9 protein-coding genes and 1 pseudogene are annotated in these 17171 nt (G+C 70.1%); 7 read left to right on the forward strand and 3 right to left on the reverse strand.

Going from position 1 to position 17171, the window contains the following annotated elements:
* Nucleotides 1-333 precede the first annotated feature (333 nt).
* Genes AB0C01_RS06920 through AB0C01_RS06940 form a run of 5 tightly spaced genes read left to right on the forward strand, consistent with a single transcriptional unit; the run spans nucleotide 334 to nucleotide 11454 of the window.
* Nucleotides 334-1740 (forward strand): acyltransferase domain-containing protein, encoded by a 1407-nt coding sequence (locus tag AB0C01_RS06920; protein WP_357570498.1) that lies wholly within the window; start codon nucleotides 334-336, stop codon nucleotides 1738-1740.
* On the forward strand, nucleotides 1737-4826 hold the full coding sequence (locus AB0C01_RS06925) for an SDR family oxidoreductase (RefSeq protein ID WP_357570499.1): 3090 nt from the start codon (nucleotides 1737-1739) through the stop codon (nucleotides 4824-4826). Before AB0C01_RS06920 ends, AB0C01_RS06925 begins: the two co-directional genes overlap by 4 nt.
* Nucleotides 4823-7642, forward strand: coding sequence for an SDR family NAD(P)-dependent oxidoreductase (locus tag AB0C01_RS06930; protein WP_357570500.1), 2820 nt, complete (start codon nucleotides 4823-4825; stop codon nucleotides 7640-7642). The genes AB0C01_RS06925 and AB0C01_RS06930 overlap by 4 nt, the downstream gene beginning before the upstream one ends.
* Nucleotides 7643-7669: 27 nt before the next feature.
* Entirely contained in the window at nucleotides 7670-9067 is a 1398-nt protein-coding gene (locus AB0C01_RS06935) for a cytochrome P450 (RefSeq protein WP_357570501.1), read from the forward strand.
* Nucleotides 9064-11454 carry an SDR family NAD(P)-dependent oxidoreductase gene (locus AB0C01_RS06940; RefSeq protein ID WP_357240595.1) on the forward strand — a complete coding sequence of 797 codons (2391 nt, stop codon included), beginning with the start codon at nucleotides 9064-9066 and terminating at the stop codon, nucleotides 11452-11454. The genes AB0C01_RS06935 and AB0C01_RS06940 overlap by 4 nt, the downstream gene beginning before the upstream one ends.
* A gap of 127 nt (nucleotides 11455-11581) precedes the next feature.
* Here the strand turns inward: AB0C01_RS06940 and AB0C01_RS06945 are convergent.
* Nucleotides 11582-11704 (reverse strand): annotated as a pseudogene (locus tag AB0C01_RS06945) (PadR family transcriptional regulator); the annotation flags it as partial.
* Nucleotides 11705-12075: 371 nt separating this feature from the next.
* Here AB0C01_RS06945 and AB0C01_RS06950 point away from each other — a divergent pair.
* Nucleotides 12076-12483 (forward strand): lipoyl domain-containing protein, encoded by a 408-nt coding sequence (locus AB0C01_RS06950; RefSeq protein ID WP_357570502.1) that lies wholly within the window; start codon nucleotides 12076-12078, stop codon nucleotides 12481-12483.
* Nucleotides 12484-13283: 800 nt separating this feature from the next.
* On the opposite strand, the gene AB0C01_RS06955 is transcribed toward AB0C01_RS06950, so the two are convergent.
* A complete protein-coding gene (locus AB0C01_RS06955) occupies nucleotides 13284-13655 on the reverse strand; it encodes a hypothetical protein (RefSeq protein WP_357570503.1) in 372 nt (123 codons plus the stop codon).
* A 1093-nt stretch (nucleotides 13656-14748) separates the two neighbouring features.
* Nucleotides 14749-15681 carry an NADP-dependent oxidoreductase gene (locus tag AB0C01_RS06960; RefSeq protein ID WP_357240607.1) on the reverse strand — a complete coding sequence of 311 codons (933 nt, stop codon included), beginning with the start codon at nucleotides 15679-15681 and terminating at the stop codon, nucleotides 14749-14751.
* A gap of 224 nt (nucleotides 15682-15905) precedes the next feature.
* Between AB0C01_RS06960 and AB0C01_RS06965 the strand changes: the two genes are divergently transcribed.
* Nucleotides 15906-16379: a MarR family transcriptional regulator gene (locus tag AB0C01_RS06965; RefSeq protein ID WP_357240610.1), complete on the forward strand. Its 474-nt coding sequence runs from the start codon at nucleotides 15906-15908 to the stop codon at nucleotides 16377-16379.
* Nucleotides 16380-17171: the final 792 nt, after the last annotated feature.

The following is a 17171-nucleotide window of genomic DNA, read 5'->3' on the forward strand; positions in this document are numbered from 1 at the left end:
AGGTGCGTCGGCGCCGAGTACGGCTCGTGCAGGGCGAGAAAGTACACGTCCAGGGTGGGCACTCGGCTCCTTCGTAGGTGGGCTACGGCCGCCGGCGAGAGGTCGCGGACCTGATGTATCCCGGTCGACGACCTAACGTGCATCGCAGTCGACGACCTAACGTCTTTCCCACCGGCCGACCGTCTCCTGTGTTTGGACCAAGGGGTCGGGAGCTGGCCTCGGCACGGCCGAGGAGCGGAGGACAGGAGGACAGGGCCGGCTCGCCAGACCTCCGGCCGGTGGCGGCGCTTCAGCGTCGGTGACACCACACGAGGGGATAGCGGAGGAGATCTGATGTTCGATCAACCAGAGATTGCTGTCGGTGTTTTCCCCGGACAGGGTGCCTATTTCCCCGGCTGCCTGGACTTCATCGGTGCCGACCGGGAACTGGAAAAGCTCGTCGAGCAGGTCGATCGGGTCAGCGCGGCCATGCTCGGCCACCATCCGATCGCCGGCCTACGCGCTGGTGAGCCGCCGAGCACCCAACAGTTGTTCGCCGACTCGCCCGACACCATGCAGCTCGCGATCTTCACCACCACCGTCGCGACACACGACGCGCTACGCCGCCGTGGCGGCGCGTTCGGCGCGCTGATCGGCCACAGCATGGGCGAGATCGCCGCGCTGGTGGCCGGAGGTGCCCTCAGCGTCGAGCAGGGCGCGTCCGTGCTCTGCCACCGGATCGCCGTACTGCGGGAGCACGCCACGGCCGAAGGCGGGCTCGTCGCTGTCGGTTGCGGCCGGGACCGGATGGACGCCGTGCTCGCGCTACTCGACCACGCCGGCCCGGTGATCGCGTCCGACAACGGGCCGGAACAGGTGGTGGTCTCCGGGTCCGCCGACGCGCTGCGCCGGGTCAAGGCGATCGCCGCCGCGATCGGAGTGCCGGCCACACCGCTGCTCTCGGCGTACCCGTTTCATCACACCATGTTGACGACCGCCCGACAGGCGCTCGCGGAGCGGCTCACGGGGCTGCGTGCCGCGCCCATGCACACCCCGGTCTTCTCCCCGATCCTGGGCCGGTTCTATCGGGCGGACGACGACCTGGCCGCGATGCTCTCCGCGCACCTTGTGCTGCCCGTGGACTTTGCCGGCACCGTTGGCCGGCTGCACCGGGCGGGCGCTCGGGTCTGGGTGGAACTCGGCGCGGGTCGGGCGCTGACCAACGTGGTCCGTTCGCTCCACCCCGACGTCACGGTGTTGACGCCGGTGACCGAGACCGCGACGACCATCGCGGAGGCCGCTGCCTTCCTCGTACCGTCGTCGACCGTCGCCGTCCCGCCGGCCGCCACCGTGCGCGCTACGCCCGTCCCGCCGACCGCGACGCCCACTGCGCCGCCCGCTCCGCCGACCGCGACGCCCACCGCGCCGCCCGCTCCGCCAGCCCCCACGCCGGCGGCGGCGACCCCGGAGGTACGGGAAGCGGCCGGTCGGTCGGCGCTACCCCGGTCCGAGATCGCCGCGCAACTGCGCGCCATGTACGCCCAGGCTCTCGAATACCCGGAGGAGGTCTTCGAGGACGCTGCGCAACTGGAGGCGGACCTCGGTGTGGACTCGGTCAAGCAGACCGAACTGCTCAACCGCATCGGCCAGACGTTCGCGCTGGGTATGCGCCCCGAGGGGATGCGCATCGGCGAGTACCGCACCTTCGGCAACGTGGTCGACCTCGTGCACGGGAACCTCGCGAGCGGGCAGGTCCGATGACGGGCGGACGGGTGGTCCTGGTCACCGGCGGGGCCGGCAGCGTCGGCCGGGAGATCGTCCGAGGTTTCGCGGCGACCGGTGCCACCGTCCTGATCAACTGCTTCCATTCCTGGCCAGCGGCGAAGGAACTGGCCGCTGAGGTGGTCGCAGCGGGCGGACGGGCGAAGCCGCTGCGCGCGTCAGTGGCCCGACCGGCGCAACTTGAGCAGATGTTCGACCAGGTGCGCGACGAGTACGGCCGGCTCGACGTGCTGGTGAACAATGCCGCCACCGGGACCTTCGCCACGATCGACGACATCACCGACGAGCACCTGGACCGCGCTTTCGACATCAACGTCAAGGGACCGCTGTGGTGCTCACGCACCGCCCGCCCGCTACTTGCCGCCACCCCGGGGTCGTGCATCGTCAACGTCTCGTCCATGGGCGCCACGCACGCCCCGGCCAACTATCTGTCCGTCGGGGTGTCCAAGGCGGCCCTGGAGAGCCTGACGCGGTATCTGGCCGCCGAGTTCGCGGCGGACGACATCCGGGTGAACACCGCCTCGGCCGGCCTGATCGAAAACGACGTCGGCCGCCGCTTTCCCGGCTTTCCCTCGCTGCGGGACAATCTGGTGGCCGCCACGCCGATGCGGCGACTCGCCACGCCAGAGGATCTGGCCGGCGTGGTCCTGCTGCTCGCGTCGCCCGAGGCCGGCTGGATCACCGGGCAGACGGTGTTGGCCGACGGCGGGCTGAGCCTGCATCATCGGGCGCTGTCACCCGACGCGGCCCCTCCGGCCCCCGCCCCGTCGACCGCTGTCACGCCCCCCGAGGAAGCGGCTGTCGCACCGTCCGAGGAGGCGGCTGTCACGCTTCCCGAGCAAGCGGCTGTCGCACCACCCGAGGCGACGAGCGATGCCACCCCCGTACCAACCGGTCACGACGCCACGTACGACCCGGTGGTCGTCGTCGGGATGGGGATCGCGGTGCCCGGCGCGTCCGACCCCGACGGGTTCTGGTCGCTGCTCAACGAGGGTGCCGAACTGTTCGTCGAGGTGCCTCCGGAGCGCTGGTGGATGGACGGCTTCCACCACCCGGACCCGACCGCGCCGGACAAGACCTACCAGCGCAGGTCGGGGTTCATCACCGACCTGCGACCACACCCGGCGATGGCCGGCGAGCCGATCGTCGACGACGACACCACGGACTTCACGATCCGGTGGCTGCGGCACTGCGTCCACCAGGCTCTCGACGGCGTCAAACGGCGCCCCGGCGACCGGTACGGCGTCTGGGTCGGGTACACGCCGGACGGCAGCCAGCACCTGTTCGAGGCGCTGGCGAGCCGGGAGTTTCTCGCGATGGCTGGAACCGCGGCGGACGAGCCCGCGGTACGCGACGACCTGCGCACCCTGCTCGACCGGGTGTTGCCGCACCAGTCCCCGGACCGGCCGGTGGCCCTGCCGCACCAGGTCGGGCGCGCCGCGGTGGCCGGAATCCTGCCGGACGACGCTCGGGTGACGATGGTGGACACCGCCTGCTCGTCCTCGCTGTACTCGATCGATCTGGGTATCCGCGACCTACTGACGGGGGATGCGGACATCGCGCTCTGCGGCGGCTCGTTCGCGCTCATGCCGAGCGGTTCGGTGCTCTTCGCCAAGCTCGGTGGCCTGTCCAAGACCGGCGCGGTACGCGCGCTCGACCGTGCCGCCGACGGGGTGCTCTTCTCCGACGGTGCCGGAGTGGTGGCGCTCAAGCGGCTCTCCCGGGCGCTCGCCGACGGCGACCAGATCCACGGCATCCTGGCCGGCTCCGGGCTTTCCGCCGACGGTAAGGGTAAGGCGATCTACGCGCCGTCCAGCAGCGGGCAGGAGCTGGCGGTGAACCGCGCGCTGACCCGTTCGACGGTCCGCCCCGGCGACGTGGGCATGCTCATCGCGCACGCGACGGGCACCCCGGCCGGCGACGAAGCGGAGTTCCTCTCCCTGCGGGCCGCCTACGCGGGCGACGCGCCGATCCAGGTGACGTCGAACAAGTCGCTGATCGGGCACACCGGCTGGGCAGCCGGCGTGGTGTCGGTCATCCACGCGCTGCTGGCCCTGCGGCACGGGGTGATACCCGCCCAGTACCGGTTCACCGGCACCCCCGAGTCGTTCGGAGCGGAAACCTCCAACCTCGCCGTACCCAGCGAGCCGGTCGCCTGGCCGCCCCTGCCGGACCGGTGCCGCACCGCGGCGGTCTCCGCTTTCGGATTCGGCGGCACCAACGCCCATCTGCTGGTCAGCGAGTACCGCCCGGACGTGAACGGCGCCTACGGCTACGGCGAGCCGCACACCGATCCGCTGGTGCTGGTCGGCTGGTCGGGACACCTGCCCGGAGTGGACGACACCGAAGCGGTCGCGGACTGCTCCGTCGGCCGTGCCGGTGCCCCGCACACCTTCGGTCCGGTCTATCCCCATCCGCCGTTCCCGAAGCTCCAGATGCCGCCGCCGGCGGCGAGGGCCACCGACCGGACCCAACTGATGCTGGTCGAGTGCATGCAGCGCCTCGACGGGCAGGTACGCCAGGCCTGCGAGCGTCGCCGCGAGCGGACCGGAGTGGTGGTCGCGCACGCGGGTCCGACCCGCAACGCGGTCCTGCTCGCGCTGCGCTGCTACCTCGACGAGCTGGACCGCGTCGGTACGGAGGCCCGCGATCCGGAGGCGCTGGCCCGGCTGCTCAAGCAGCTCCGGCAGGACGTCACCGGGCGGATCGCCGCGCCGACCGAGGACTCCTTCCCGGGCGAGATGCCCAACGTCATCGCGGCCCGGCTCTGCAACTACTTCGATCTGCGCGGCCTCAACATCACCGTGGACGGCGGCGGTGCCTCGCTGGCGGACGCGTTCGAGGTCGCCGCCCACTACCTGCGCTTCGGCGACCTCGACCTGGCGCTGGTCGCCGGGGTGAACGGCAACACCCTGGCATCGTGGCGGGCCGTGTTCGCCTCGGAGGGCGAACTGGCCGAGGGCGCGTTCCTGTTCGCGTTGACCCGGCGGTCGGTGGCCGAGGCCGAGGGGCTGCCCATCCTCGCCGAGTTGGACCAGTTGTCCGTAGCGGAGGTGACCCGATGAGCGGGCTCGACACGAAACTGGCCGGGGCGAGCGGCGCCGCCGGGCTCGCCGCGATGCTGTCCGGCCGCGTCGAGTACGGCACCGTGGCGGTACGCGCCGATGCCGCCGGCTCGGTACGGGCGCTGCGGCTGCGCCGGCCCGGTCCGGCCGCGACCGACGCACCGACCGAACAGCTGCTGCGCCGGCACGTCCTGGAACTGGCCGAGCTGCCCTACCGGGCGACACGGCCGGTGCCGGAACTGCTGCCGGCGGGTGTGCTGGTGCTGACCAACACGACCGCCGCCGCCGCGGAATTTTCGCTGCCGGCCGACGGTACCGTCCTGGTCGTCTCGGACGACACGGTCGAGGTACGCACGTCCGGCGGAGTGCGCCACCTGTCACCGGCGGACTGGCCCGAGGCGCGGGCACCACGGGAGGCGCCACCCCGGCACGTACGGGTGATCGTGGACACCCGGGACCCGGAGCTGCACGTGGCGGGCTGGTCGACCCGGTCCGGGGATCTGCTCCGGCTGCACGAGTGGGCGTTCCTGGCAGCGCAGGAGAGCGCCGACCGGCTGGTCGACGGCGGCAGCTATCTGGTCACCGTACTCGACGGGATCACCGCCGACGGCACGCCGCGGCCGTTCACCGGGCTGTTCACCGGGCTGACGAAGAGCCTGGCGCTGGACTGTCCCGGTGCGCTGGTGGTCGCCACCGTCCACGCAGCCGGGCCGGTACCGGCCACGCTCGCCACCTCGGTGGCAGAACTCGGCGCCGAGCAGCTGTTGCCGTGCGTCTACCACGTCGACGGCCGTCGGACGACCCCGCGAGCCCGTCCGGAGCAGGTGGACGAGCCCGATGCGGCGCCGCCACCGCTGGATGGTTCGTCGCTGGTGGTGGCGGCGGGTGGTGCGCGAGGAATCGGCGCGCCGATCCTGCTCGCCCTGGCCCGGCGCTACGCGCCACGGATCGTGCTCCTCGGCAGCTCCGCGCCGCCGGCAGACGACGATCCGGTGCTGGATTTCGACGACCCGCAGCAGCGCAGCCGGTACATCCGGGAACAGGTCACCGGCCCGGACCGGGTATCGGTCGCGGCGGCCAACGCGCGGTTCGACCGGCTACGCGACGCGGCCCACATGCGCCGTACGCTGACCGAACTCGCCTTGCACTGCGGACCCGGCCGGGTCCAGTACCTGCGCTGCGACCTGCGCGACACCGCCGCGGTGCGGGAGACCGTCGGTGCGGTCCTGGCCGAACAGGGCGACATCGACCTGCTGATCAACATCGCCGGCATCAACCGCGCCTCCGACCTACGCTCCAAGAGCCTGGCCGACTTCCGCACGGTGCGTGACCTGAAGGTCCGCACCTACCTCAACCTGGCCGATGCCCTGCGGGAGCGGCCACCGGCCCGGTGGTGCAACTTCGGATCGTTCGTGGGCTTCAGCGGTACCCGGGGCGAGACCGACTACGCCTCCGCCAACGACTTCCTCAACACGGCAGCCGCCGCCCGTGACGACGGCTCGACCGAGCACACCATCGGCTGGACGCTGTGGCGCGACACCGGCCTGGGCGCCAGCACCGTGATGCAGGAGTTCCTCAGTCGGACCGGCTGGTTCACGGCCACCCCGACCGAGGAGGGCGTGGCGCACTTCCTGGCCGAACTCGCGTGTCCGAGGCCGCCGGCCGCGACCGTCCTGTTCGGTGACCGCGAGGCGGGCGCGCTCTCCACGGTGCTCCCCGGTCTGCTCGACTTCTGCGCCGCGGCACCACCCGAGCCCACGACACGGCAGGTGCCCGCCGCAGCGCCCCGGTCCGCCATACCACCGCAGCCCGCGGTGCCGCTGGCGGGACCGGCACCCCGGGCCGAGCGGCGGCTACCGTTCATCGACGATGTCGTGCACCGGGACGCGACGTCGCTGACCGCCGTACGCACCTTCGATCTCGATCGCGACGGCTACCTGGAGCACCACCAGGTGTTCGAGTTCCCCACCCTGCCCGGCACGTTCGTACCAGAACTGGCCGCCGAGGTGGCCGTGATGCTGGTGCCCGACCGAGTGCCGGTCGTCTTCGAGGATCTCCGGTTGGAGTCCTTCCTGCGGGTCTACCGGGACGGCCGAAGCAGGACGAAGCGGCTGACCGCGCGACTGTTGAGCAGCGACGACACCGAATCGGTGGTGCAGGTGCGGATCTCCGGCGACGTGCTCGGGCCGGGCGGGCGGGTCCTGGTACGCGACCGGCTGCACTTCTCCGTCGTGGTGCGGCTACGCGACCGACCGACGCCCGGGCCTCGCTGGACACACTGGGACGAACACGGCAGCGAGGCGTTGATCGACCCCTACCACGCGTCGGGCTCGCCGGTGCTGCTGCGCGAGGTGTTCCGCTCCACGACGGACACCCGGGTGCACCCGCTGGGTCGCCGCGGACGGCTGGCCCTGGACACCGCCGGCATCCACCGCTGGTTCCCCGACCTGCTGGTGCCGTCCGTCCTGCTCGACGGGCTGGTCCGCGTGGCCGTGTTGGAGCGTGCGCACGGCCGTTGGACGCCTGTGGCGATCCCCCGGTACGTCCGGCGCATCGACCTGTACGGCGGTCACACGGACGCCAGCCTGGCTACCCGCGGCGAAGACGTGGAGTTGTACGTGACTCCGGTCGATCTCGATCTCGAAGACCCGAACCCCGACAATCGCGCCATCGCGGTGTCCCGCGACGGTGAGGTGCTACTCCAGGTCAAGGACATCATCGGCGCGATCGTCGGCTACCTCGACCAGTCCACCGGCGAGATCGTCGACCGCAAGACGTTCGACGAGATGTTTCCCGCCCCAGCGACTCGGCCCTGATCAGGGCACAAGGACAGGAGCAGGTCAATGTCCATCGAACAGCAGTCGGAGAATACGACCAGCCCGCCGGCGGCGTGCCCGGTCAGCGGGCAGCGGGGCAACGTGTGCCCGGTGCCGCACGGCCCGAAGGGGCTGCCTCTCATCGGCGACGCGGGTCCCTACTTCCGCGATCCGCTCGGGTACACGCTCGACACCCAGCAGCGGTACGGCCCGATGGTGGGCGTCAAGCTGCCGGTGCCGTTCATCCAGGTCACCGAACCCGACGCCATCGAGCGGGTGCTGCGTACCAACCCCGACAACTACGTACGGGGCAAGCTGTACCGGGGATTCGCCCCGTACATGGGTCGTGGCCTGCTCACCCTCGACACCGCCGAGTGGAAGACGCACCGACGGGTCGTCCAGCCGGCGTTCACCCCGCAGCGGACCCGCAACGACGCCGTCGAAACGATCACCGCGACCAGCGCCGTGCTGGACCGCTGGGCCGAGCTGGCCCACCGAGGGGAACCGGTCGACATCGCGGACGACGTCATGAGCATCTCGGCCCGGGTGATCGGCGCGGCCGTGGTCGGTCGGGATCTCTCGAAGCCGGAGACGGGCTACTCCGAGGCCGCCGCGATCGCGTCCAAGGTGATGTACACGAAGACGGTCTTCGGGATCAACGAGCTGCTGCCCAAGGCGCTGCCGACCCGATACCACCGGGAGCGCCGGTGGGCCCATCAGAAGATCGACGCGATCGTGCGGGACGCCGTCACGTCACGGGGACGCACCGGTGACACCGGCGACGACCCCGCCGGTCGACTGCTCGGATCCGACCTGTCCGACCAGGGCGTCGCCGACAGTCTGCGGACGCTGCTCCTGGCCGGCTCGGACACCACCGGGCAGGCGATGATCTGGACCCTGTACGAGTTGGCCAGACATCCCGGCGAGCGGCGGGTGGTCGAGGAAGAGGTAGACCGGGTGCTGGCCGGTAACCCACCGACCATCGACGACGTGGACCGGCTGCCCGCCGTCGCCGCCGCCGTCGACGAAGCGCTCCGGCTCTACCCGCCGGTGTGGCAGTTCCCCCGCGACTCGATAGCCGACGACACGGTCGCGGGGCGGTTCGTGCCGGGCGGCACCACGCTCCTGATGAGCGTTTACGGCACCCATCGCTCCGCCGAGCTCTGGACCGACCCGAACGCCTTCGACCCCGCCCGGTTCCGCACCGCCACCACGAGCCGACACCGGTACGCGTACCTCCCGTTCGGTGGCGGACGACGGATGTGTATCGGCAAGGCTCTGGCACTGGCGACCTGCGTCCTCGCGGTGGCGATGATCAGTCAACGGTTCCGGCTCCGCCTGGTGCGTCACGACATCCGGCCGGGCACGTACATCACCCTGTTCCCGACCGGCGGAGTGCCGGCGTACCTCGAGGAGCGGTCGTGACCGTTGCCACGGTGTCCCCACCGGGTGCTCCCGCCCTCCGGCCGCACCTGGTCTCGTTCACCACCGAATCGTTCGTCCGGCCCGTCGAACGGTTCGTGTGGACACCGGTCCCGGCGGCTCGGCCGGTCACCGCCCGGGTAGCCGACGTGGGACCGCTGCTGGTCGTCGGAGACGACGTGGCGCTGGCGGAGGGCGTCGCCGCGCGGTTACGGGCGCGAGGTCTCGCAGTCGACGTGGCCGCTCGCGGTGTCGAGCCGGCCCCGGCGGCCTGGGGCGGCATCGTCGACCTCAACGTGGCGGGCGCCCGGTACTCCCCCGGTGACGGCGACTGGCGCTCCGCGCTGGACCGCAGCGTCCGGATGCTCGCGCACCGCTATCCGGACTGGGCGGCCCAGCCGTTGGCCAACGGCTGCTGGTACCTCGTGGTCACCGTCATGGGCGGCAAGATGGGGTACGACGACGTTCCGATCGAACAACCGTTGGGCGGCATCTGGGCGGGGCTCGCCAAGGGCCTGGTCCGGGAGCTGCCCAACCTGGCGATCAAGGTGGTGGACCTCGACCGGCCGGAAGCGGTCCGCATCGCGGACGTGGTGCACGCCGAACTCGGCTCGTGGGACCAGTTCGAGGTCGGCTACGCCGGCGACGAGCGTTACGTGCTGGAGGCACGCCGGCAGGACGTACCCGAACCCCGGCTCGACCTCGGCGTCGACGACCTGGTCCTGATCTCCGGCGGCGCGCGGGGCGTGGGTTTCGCGCTCGCCGAGCATCTGGCCAGGGAGTTCGGTTGCCACGTGGTGGTCACCGGACGCAGTGCCATGTCCGTCGAGGAGCCCTGGCTCGCCCTCGACGACGCCGCCTTCGAGGAATACCGGCGCGCCGAGGTCGCGGCGGCGACCTCGGCGACGCGACTGCGCGAGGTGCGCGAGGTGCTGCGGCGACAGGCGGAGCTGCGCGCGGTGCACCACAATGTCACCGCCGCCCGGGACGCCGGTCTCCGGATCACCTACCAGGCGTGCGACTGCGCCGACGAGGCCCAGGTCGAGGCCCTGTTCGACACCGTCGGCGCGCCGACGGTGATCGTCCACAACGCGGGCATCGACCTGCCCAAAAGGCTGGCCGAGAAACGGCCGGAAGAGGTCGTCGACACCGTCGACGTCAAGGTCACCGGCTTCGCCAACCTGGTCAACCAGGTGCTCGCCGACGACCGCCGGCGCGCGACGCTGAAGATGTTCTGCAACGTCGGGTCACTCGCCGGGCGGCTGGGCGGCATGGTCGGACAGATCGACTACGCCGCGGGTAACGAAGCCCTCGCCCGGCTGGGCTTCTGGGCGCACCGCACCCACGGCCTACCGGCACAGACGCTGTGCTGGCCGACCTGGGAACGGCTGGGGGTGATCACCAACTACGACAACGCCGTCCGGTACGTCTCCACCATCGCGCCGGACGACGGCGTCCGGCGCTGGACCGACGAGATGCGGGCGGGTACGACCAGCGAGGTGATGTTCATCGGTCGGATCGGGGTCGCCCTGGTCCCCTCGATGTTGCGCGGGTTCTGGCGGTTCACCGGTCACCCTGACCTGCCACGCCTGCACTCGCTGGCCCACTTCCTGGGTGAGGTCGAACTGTTCGAGCCGTTCGTCCAGCTCCGCAGCGCGGTCACCCACCGCGCCGGGGACCAACCGTGTCTGGCCGGCGAGTTCACCGTGGACGGTGTCCCCGCCCTGCCGGTCAGCGTGTTGATCGAGCAGATGTGCTCGGTGGCCGACTGGGTGGCCCCGCCGGGCTGGCCCCGCCGCCACCTGGTCGAACTGAGCGACGTGTCCGTGCAGATCGACGCGCTGCGGCTACGGCAGGAGGGAACCCGCTTCGTCAACCACGCGGTCGGCGCGGACACCCCGAACGGCTGGACGGTGACCGTGGCGGTGCTCGGCGACGGTGGCGAACCGGCGGCCACGGCCACCCTGCGGTACGCCGAGGATCCGCCCGAGCCCTCGGCGCTGGCGGCGACCTTCCCGCCAGCCGCTGACGCTCCACCCCGCTCCGGTGGACCTCGGCTGCTTTGGTCCGGCCTGGCGATCAGCCGACCGCGGTGGCGGGTCGGGCACGACGGCGGGTACTCGGCCGACCTGTCGGCCGGGACGGCCGCCGACCTGTGGACGATGCCGTTTCCACCGACCGCCGCGATCTGCCCGACCGCCCTTGAGGCCGCCGTGGCGGCCGCCGCCGCTGGCACCGGACGCCGCGTGAGCGTGCAGCGGATCGTCGCCCGCCCGGGGGCGCAGCGCGTCGACCGGCTCCTCGGCTCGTCCGACGGACGTCACTGGACCGGGTTGGCGGCTGACGAGCCCGTCCTGCAGCTGACCGGTCTCTGCGTGACGGGCGGCTGAGCGGGCCGACCAAACTGCTTGACGCCGGCGGTCGGGCCGATCCGGTCGGCCCGACCGCCGGCTCTCGTCGGCCAGCCGGGACCGACCCGCCGATGACACCGACAGCAGGGTCAGTCCGACAGCGCCGCCGGGCGCGCAGCAGCGCCGCGACCTGCTCGAACCGGCGGCCGCGCAGACACGTCAGGTACGGCCCGATGCGCTCACCCTCGCGCAGGAACGTCTCCTCGTCCCGTTCGCCACGCAGCCGCCGCGCCGGCAGCCAGCGCGGCCGCGGCGATGTGGGTGAGTGTGCGCACGGCGCCTCCCTTCGATGGTTTCGCGGTCGTGTGACGCGGCGGATGCGGCGGACGGCGAGGTAGAGCAGCAGGGCGGCGACGGCGACGAAGATGCCGGTCTCGATGCCCTGGAATAGCCAGTACCGGGAACCCGACGAACGAGGAAGAGCACACCGAGCAGGGTCTGGGGTCGATGGGCTCAGACCAGCGCTGATGCTGCCAGATTGTGTTTGACGGCCTGGACCTGGTCCTCGTCGAGCGGCCCGACCCCGGAGGCCACAAGCAGGGGCGGGGGCACCCTCGCTGAACTGTCAGCGGTTGCGAGGCCCCAGCCATAATCTGCGGCATGAGGTTGCTGCACGAGGTGTGGAACATCGTCGCGCCACTGGTCGGCCTCGCGGCGGTGATCGCCCTGGCAATCGATGCTCGCAGGCGTCGCCTCGCGCGAGCCGCCGTGGACGCATCGGCTTGGCCAGATCTGCCCAGGGATACAGTGGCGGTCGAGATGCCTCAATTGGGCGAGGGAATCACGACCGCAACAGTTATTCGGATCATGAAGCACGTGGGCGAGCCGGTACAGGTTGGTGACGCGGCAGCGGAGGTATCGACCGACAAAGTCGATACAGAAATCCCGGCCACGGCCGCCGGAACGGTTGCGGCTGTTTTCGTTGGCGAGGGCGATGAGGTTCCGGTCGGATACCCGCTGCTCGCCGTAAGGCCGTCAGCGGTGGCCGAACAGCAGATGAAGTGCTGAGCCGGCTTACCCTCTGCGTCGCAAAGGTGGTCCTCATCGACCAGCATGAAGCCAGCTGCCCGCCCGAGTCTTGACCCCTCACTTGTAAGCTCTGAACACGCTGTCCGCCGAGATCCGGTGGCGTTCCTGGTCCTCAGCGTTGCGGCAACGCCACCGGCGGTGCTCGCTGTGCCGCCCACCAGAGAACAGCCCTGGGTACGACGCCGCACTCACCCTGCTCTAGCTGGCGGCAGCAACCCTGCGCGATGTTGCCACCCCGATGCTCCTATGGATGTCAAGCTCCGTCGACCGGCTCCTGGCGGAGCTTGACCCCTTCGTCCGGAAGAAACAACCACCGGCTTGTGAGCTGCGCTGGCGACTCGTTTGAGCTGGCCGAGCGGTCCGCCAGCGTCCGTGGTTGTCCACCGCCGCCGCGCCCCGTCGTCACCCGGTTAGCCACTCATCCGCATTGCCGGAAAGATCCTCGAACACATGGCCTCGACATCGCGCAGCCCCTCGTCCTCCTCGTAGAGGCAGGTCGCACAGATAGAGAGGTCCCATCCGTCCGGCCTCGGGTGCACCTGGGGCGCGTGTCCGCACTCGGGACAGGGCTCGCCATCGTGACTGGTCATGAGGCGATCGTCGCAGCTGTGCACGATCAGTTTGGACGGCGCGTCGATCTCGACGTGGGCGACCGTAATTGTGCTGGTGACAAGGATGATTCTCCGCTGACGGGGTAGGGAAGGCGGCAGGGCAACCCGCTGCTGACCTTTGTCGACCGCCCTGTCGGACACGCAGTGGGCACGGCCTGCACCTTGTCACTAACGGCGGGTAATGGCGGCATAGATCTGGCTGCCAGCCAGTACACCCAGCGCAGCACAAGCGACATCACGAGAGAAGTCCGGTGGCCCGCCGCCGAGCAGTATGACCGCGCCTAGCGCGACGACGGCCGACAGCCCGCCGGACACCACGGCAGCCACTCTGTGGCGATGGTCCTTCGACTCGTGGAGCCAACCGACTGAGGAAATAAGTATCGAGGAGAGCGCTAGTTCGACTGCGTCGGGCCATACCAGCGCAACAAAGGAGACTATTGCCACGGAAACGCCGAAACCCGTGGCCGACCGAAACAACGCATCCCGACCAGACACGGGTAGGCGCTCCACATCGGGGCGGGCAACAACGTCTTGAGCCACGGTAGAACCGTACGCTCGCCGAACCGCCCGTGGAAGTGGCCTACTCGTGAACGCAACTCCTGGCCATCTGTCGACGTTCACCGCTGCATTGACCCGGGTTGTTGGCGCTGCTCCTCGACTAGAACACCCCCCGAACTGCCATCCCGTCTGTCGACCCGCCCTCCTGGGGAGCGGGCCGCCGCCCAGCCCGCCACGTCAAACCCACCGTGACGCACGGTCGGACGCCGGCGGGTTGGGCGGCGGCCCGCTCGGCTTGCCCGGGTCGGTGGCAGGCGTGGGTGGGCCTGCGCAACCCACGGAACGCAACGCGCCGACGGGTTTGGATCGGGGCAGCGGTGGCGATCCTGAAACGGACCGACCTCACAGGGGGGTTGGGTGCCATCGCATTAGGTGTGGTTACTGTGGTCGGAGGGTTGCTGACCCTGTCGCGACACACAGAAGTTCCGTGCAACGTCAGCCATGTCTTGACTGTTGCCGTCGTCGGCACTGTCGCTGGCGGCGCAATGTTGCTCCAGCGGGCAGGCCCTCTCCATCGCGTCAACGCATCTTGGCGGCATCTGATCGGGGACCTCGGTGGGAGCTGATGGCTACGGCTGTCGCGACGGTCATTCATATGTCGCTGCCGGTGTTGCGCGGGAAACGACCTACGCCTCTGCTCCGTTCAGACGCGATCACGAGCCCCGAGCTCGAAAGTCCGTGGCCGGCTTGCACCTCCGCCTACATCCGGATCTGCCGCGTCCGGACCCTACGGACCGTGACCGGATACCCGGTGCCGCAACGTCCGGTCATGTCGATGAGTACGTATGCGATCCCTGCCTCGACCGGCCAGACCACATTCCCCTTCGCGCCGAACGACATTCGCTTCCGCGGTCGACTGCGCGCTGAGTGCGACGTGATTTCCGCGCAGTCACCGATGGCAGCCTTCCGAACGGGAAAGACGGAGTGTCGGTCGCCGGGCGGCTGCGAGCACCGCGCCCCTGACGACTACAAACGACGCCGAGTTGACCGCGGCTCCGACCAGCCGGCCGGACTACTCCGGATACGTCGGCGCCCACCACCGAAGAGGGGCTTCGATGGTGGACGCGGCGTGGCGTCAGACGACGATGACTGTTTTGCCGAGCAGCTTGCCGTTGCTTGCATCCTGGTGGATGGTCGGCAGTTCCTCCAGCGGCCGGCGGTCGGCGATGTGCAGCTCGAGTACGCCGCTGTCGATGCGGGAGACGAGGTCGGCCAGGTGGGAGGCGTCGGGGCCGACCCACACGCCGGCCGTGCGTACCGAGCGTGCGTCGTCGGCCGGCACCGGGCCGGCAGAGCTGACGACGATGCCGCCGTCGGCCACGTAGGGGGTCAGCTTCGCGAGGTCCTCGGGAGCCAGGCGTACGTGGTTCACCACCACGTCGAAGGGACCACCGACAGGGGCCGGGCCTGCGTCGAGGTCCAGCGGGTCGACGACCTTCTCCGCACCGTAGCCGTTCAGGCGGTCGGCATGCTGGGGGCCGTCGACGGCGGTCACCTTAGCGCCGGCTTCGACGGCGAGCTGGACCACGATGCCTCCCACCGCGCCGCCTGCCCCGTTGACGAGAACGGTCTGGCCGGTCTTGATCCCGGCGAGTTCGACGGCTGCTTGGCGAGCGGCCAGCCCGGTCAGGGGTAGTGCGGCGGCGTCGGTCAGAGGGATGCTGCGGGGCGCGGCGGTCACCAGGTCGGCCGCCACGACCGCGTACTCGGCGGCTCCGCCGTGCTCATGCAGCGGGAACATGGCGATGATCGGATCGCCGACCTGCAGTCCGCTGACTCCGTCGCCGAGCTCGGCAACGGTGCCCGCGACATCGAGGCCGGGGGTGATCGGCAGCGGGGTGGGGATCATCTCAGCGAGGACACCCAGCCGGATGTGGTCGTCGACGGGGTTGAACGAGGTGGCCACCACCTTCACCAGCACTTGGCCGGCGCCGGGGACCGGACGCTCCACCTCCTCCTGGCGCAGGACATCGGTGCTGCCGAACTCGTGGTAGCGAATAGCCTTCACTGCACTCTCCTCATGGTTTCGGGGTGTCGGATCCGTGGCGATCGGGGAATCTCCGGACGCCGCGCCGCCGCCACACTTGCCTGGGCAACTGTGAACGAGTGTGCTTGACTTGCCTAGGCAAGTCAAGGTGCGCGGCATCACAGAGGCCGACCAGGTCAGTGCCTGCCTCTGAGCAGCGAAAGGCATCCGGCTGCCAGGGTTGCCCAGTCAAGTAAGCTGCGCGTATGACCGGCACCCCCCAATGGCTCGACGACGAGCAGCAGAAGCTGTGGCAGGACTTGCGCACCGTGGTCATCGCGCTGCCCACGCTGCTGGACCGCCAGTTGCAGCGGGACGAGGGCATCTCGAACTTCGAGTACAGCGTGATGGCTCGGCTGTCCATGACCGAGACGCACACGATGCGGCTCAGCGACCTGGCCGCGCAGTGCGACAGCACGCAACCACGGCTGTCCAAGCTGATGGTCCGTTTCGAGCAGCAGGGGTGGGTCACCCGGTTCCCTGACCCAAACAACGGTCGGTACACCCTCGCGACCCTGACTGACGCCGGACTGCATAAGGTCGAGGACAGTGCCCCAGCTCACGTCGAGCGGGTCAGGCAACTGGTGTTCGACCCACTCAGCGCTGCACAGCAACGCCACCTCGGCGTCGCGCTCTCCCGCATCGCGGCTCTGGTACGCGAGCAACTCGACGGCAGGTGAACGACGCCCACCGAACTGAGCTCGACACCTCAGCCGGGTCCCCAGGGTTCCGTCCTGGCAACGGCGATACAGGCGGTCGGCATGGCGGAACGGTACGACCCTCGGCATCCTCATCTGCCGCCGATCCGCATGCTTTACCGGGATCATCGTGCGTCGACTGCCCGGGCGTACGGAGCCGGACAGGAGGACGAAGTTCAGCCGATGATGGCGGCGAGAGTTGGGTTCGCAGCTCGCGTCGTAGTCGACGGCTGCGGCGAGCAGTCTGGCGGTTGCTGAAAAAGCTGGGACTGCAGTTTCACCTGCCAGTTCGTCGGGAGCCGGGTCGCCGACCGCTACCCGCAGACCCAGAACTGCGGGGTCGGGTCGGCTGACCAGCCGGTCCGTCGACGGCACCAGGGCTGGAGAACGACACCGAAGGCGCTGCGGGACGGGAAGACTTCGGTGGCGGCCATTGCGACGCCGCGATCTGGGCCCCGGTGACCGGCAGGGTGGGCGAGATCTGGTCGAGCAAGCGCTGCGCCAGGGTGGCGTCGATCTCGACGTCTGCGCTGATGCGAACATCGGCCGCGGTCGCCAGGTCCACGACGTCGTCGCTGGTGAACGCATCAGCTCCGAGAGTACTCAGCCGTCGCGCGAACTCCTGGACATTGATCATTTGCAGCCTCATCGTCGGATTGTTAATTATCCACCGTAACCCCCGCTTCGGTCGGCGGATCCTGCGCCCGCCGTGCGGGCCACTGGGGCCGACTGTCGGCGCCGACAACTGCGACCGCTGCGCGGCAGTCCGCAACT

The sequence above is a fragment of the Micromonospora sp. NPDC048905 genome, from assembly GCF_040649655.1.
Classification (GTDB): Bacteria; Actinomycetota; Actinomycetes; order Mycobacteriales; family Micromonosporaceae; genus Micromonospora.

Excerpts from the sequence above, each read along its gene's own strand:
- AB0C01_RS06930 (WP_357570500.1), top strand. The coding sequence starts at position 4,823 with ATGAGCGGGCTCGACACGAAACTGGCCGGGGCGAGCGGCGCCGCCGGG.
- AB0C01_RS06950 (WP_357570502.1), top strand. The coding sequence starts at position 12,076 with ATGAGGTTGCTGCACGAGGTGTGGAACATCGTCGCGCCACTGGTCGGC.
- AB0C01_RS06925 (WP_357570499.1), top strand. The coding sequence starts at position 1,737 with ATGACGGGCGGACGGGTGGTCCTGGTCACCGGCGGGGCCGGCAGCGTC.
- AB0C01_RS06935 (WP_357570501.1), top strand. The coding sequence starts at position 7,670 with ATGTCCATCGAACAGCAGTCGGAGAATACGACCAGCCCGCCGGCGGCG.
- AB0C01_RS06965 (WP_357240610.1), top strand. The coding sequence starts at position 15,906 with ATGACCGGCACCCCCCAATGGCTCGACGACGAGCAGCAGAAGCTGTGG.
- AB0C01_RS06920 (WP_357570498.1), top strand. The coding sequence starts at position 334 with ATGTTCGATCAACCAGAGATTGCTGTCGGTGTTTTCCCCGGACAGGGT.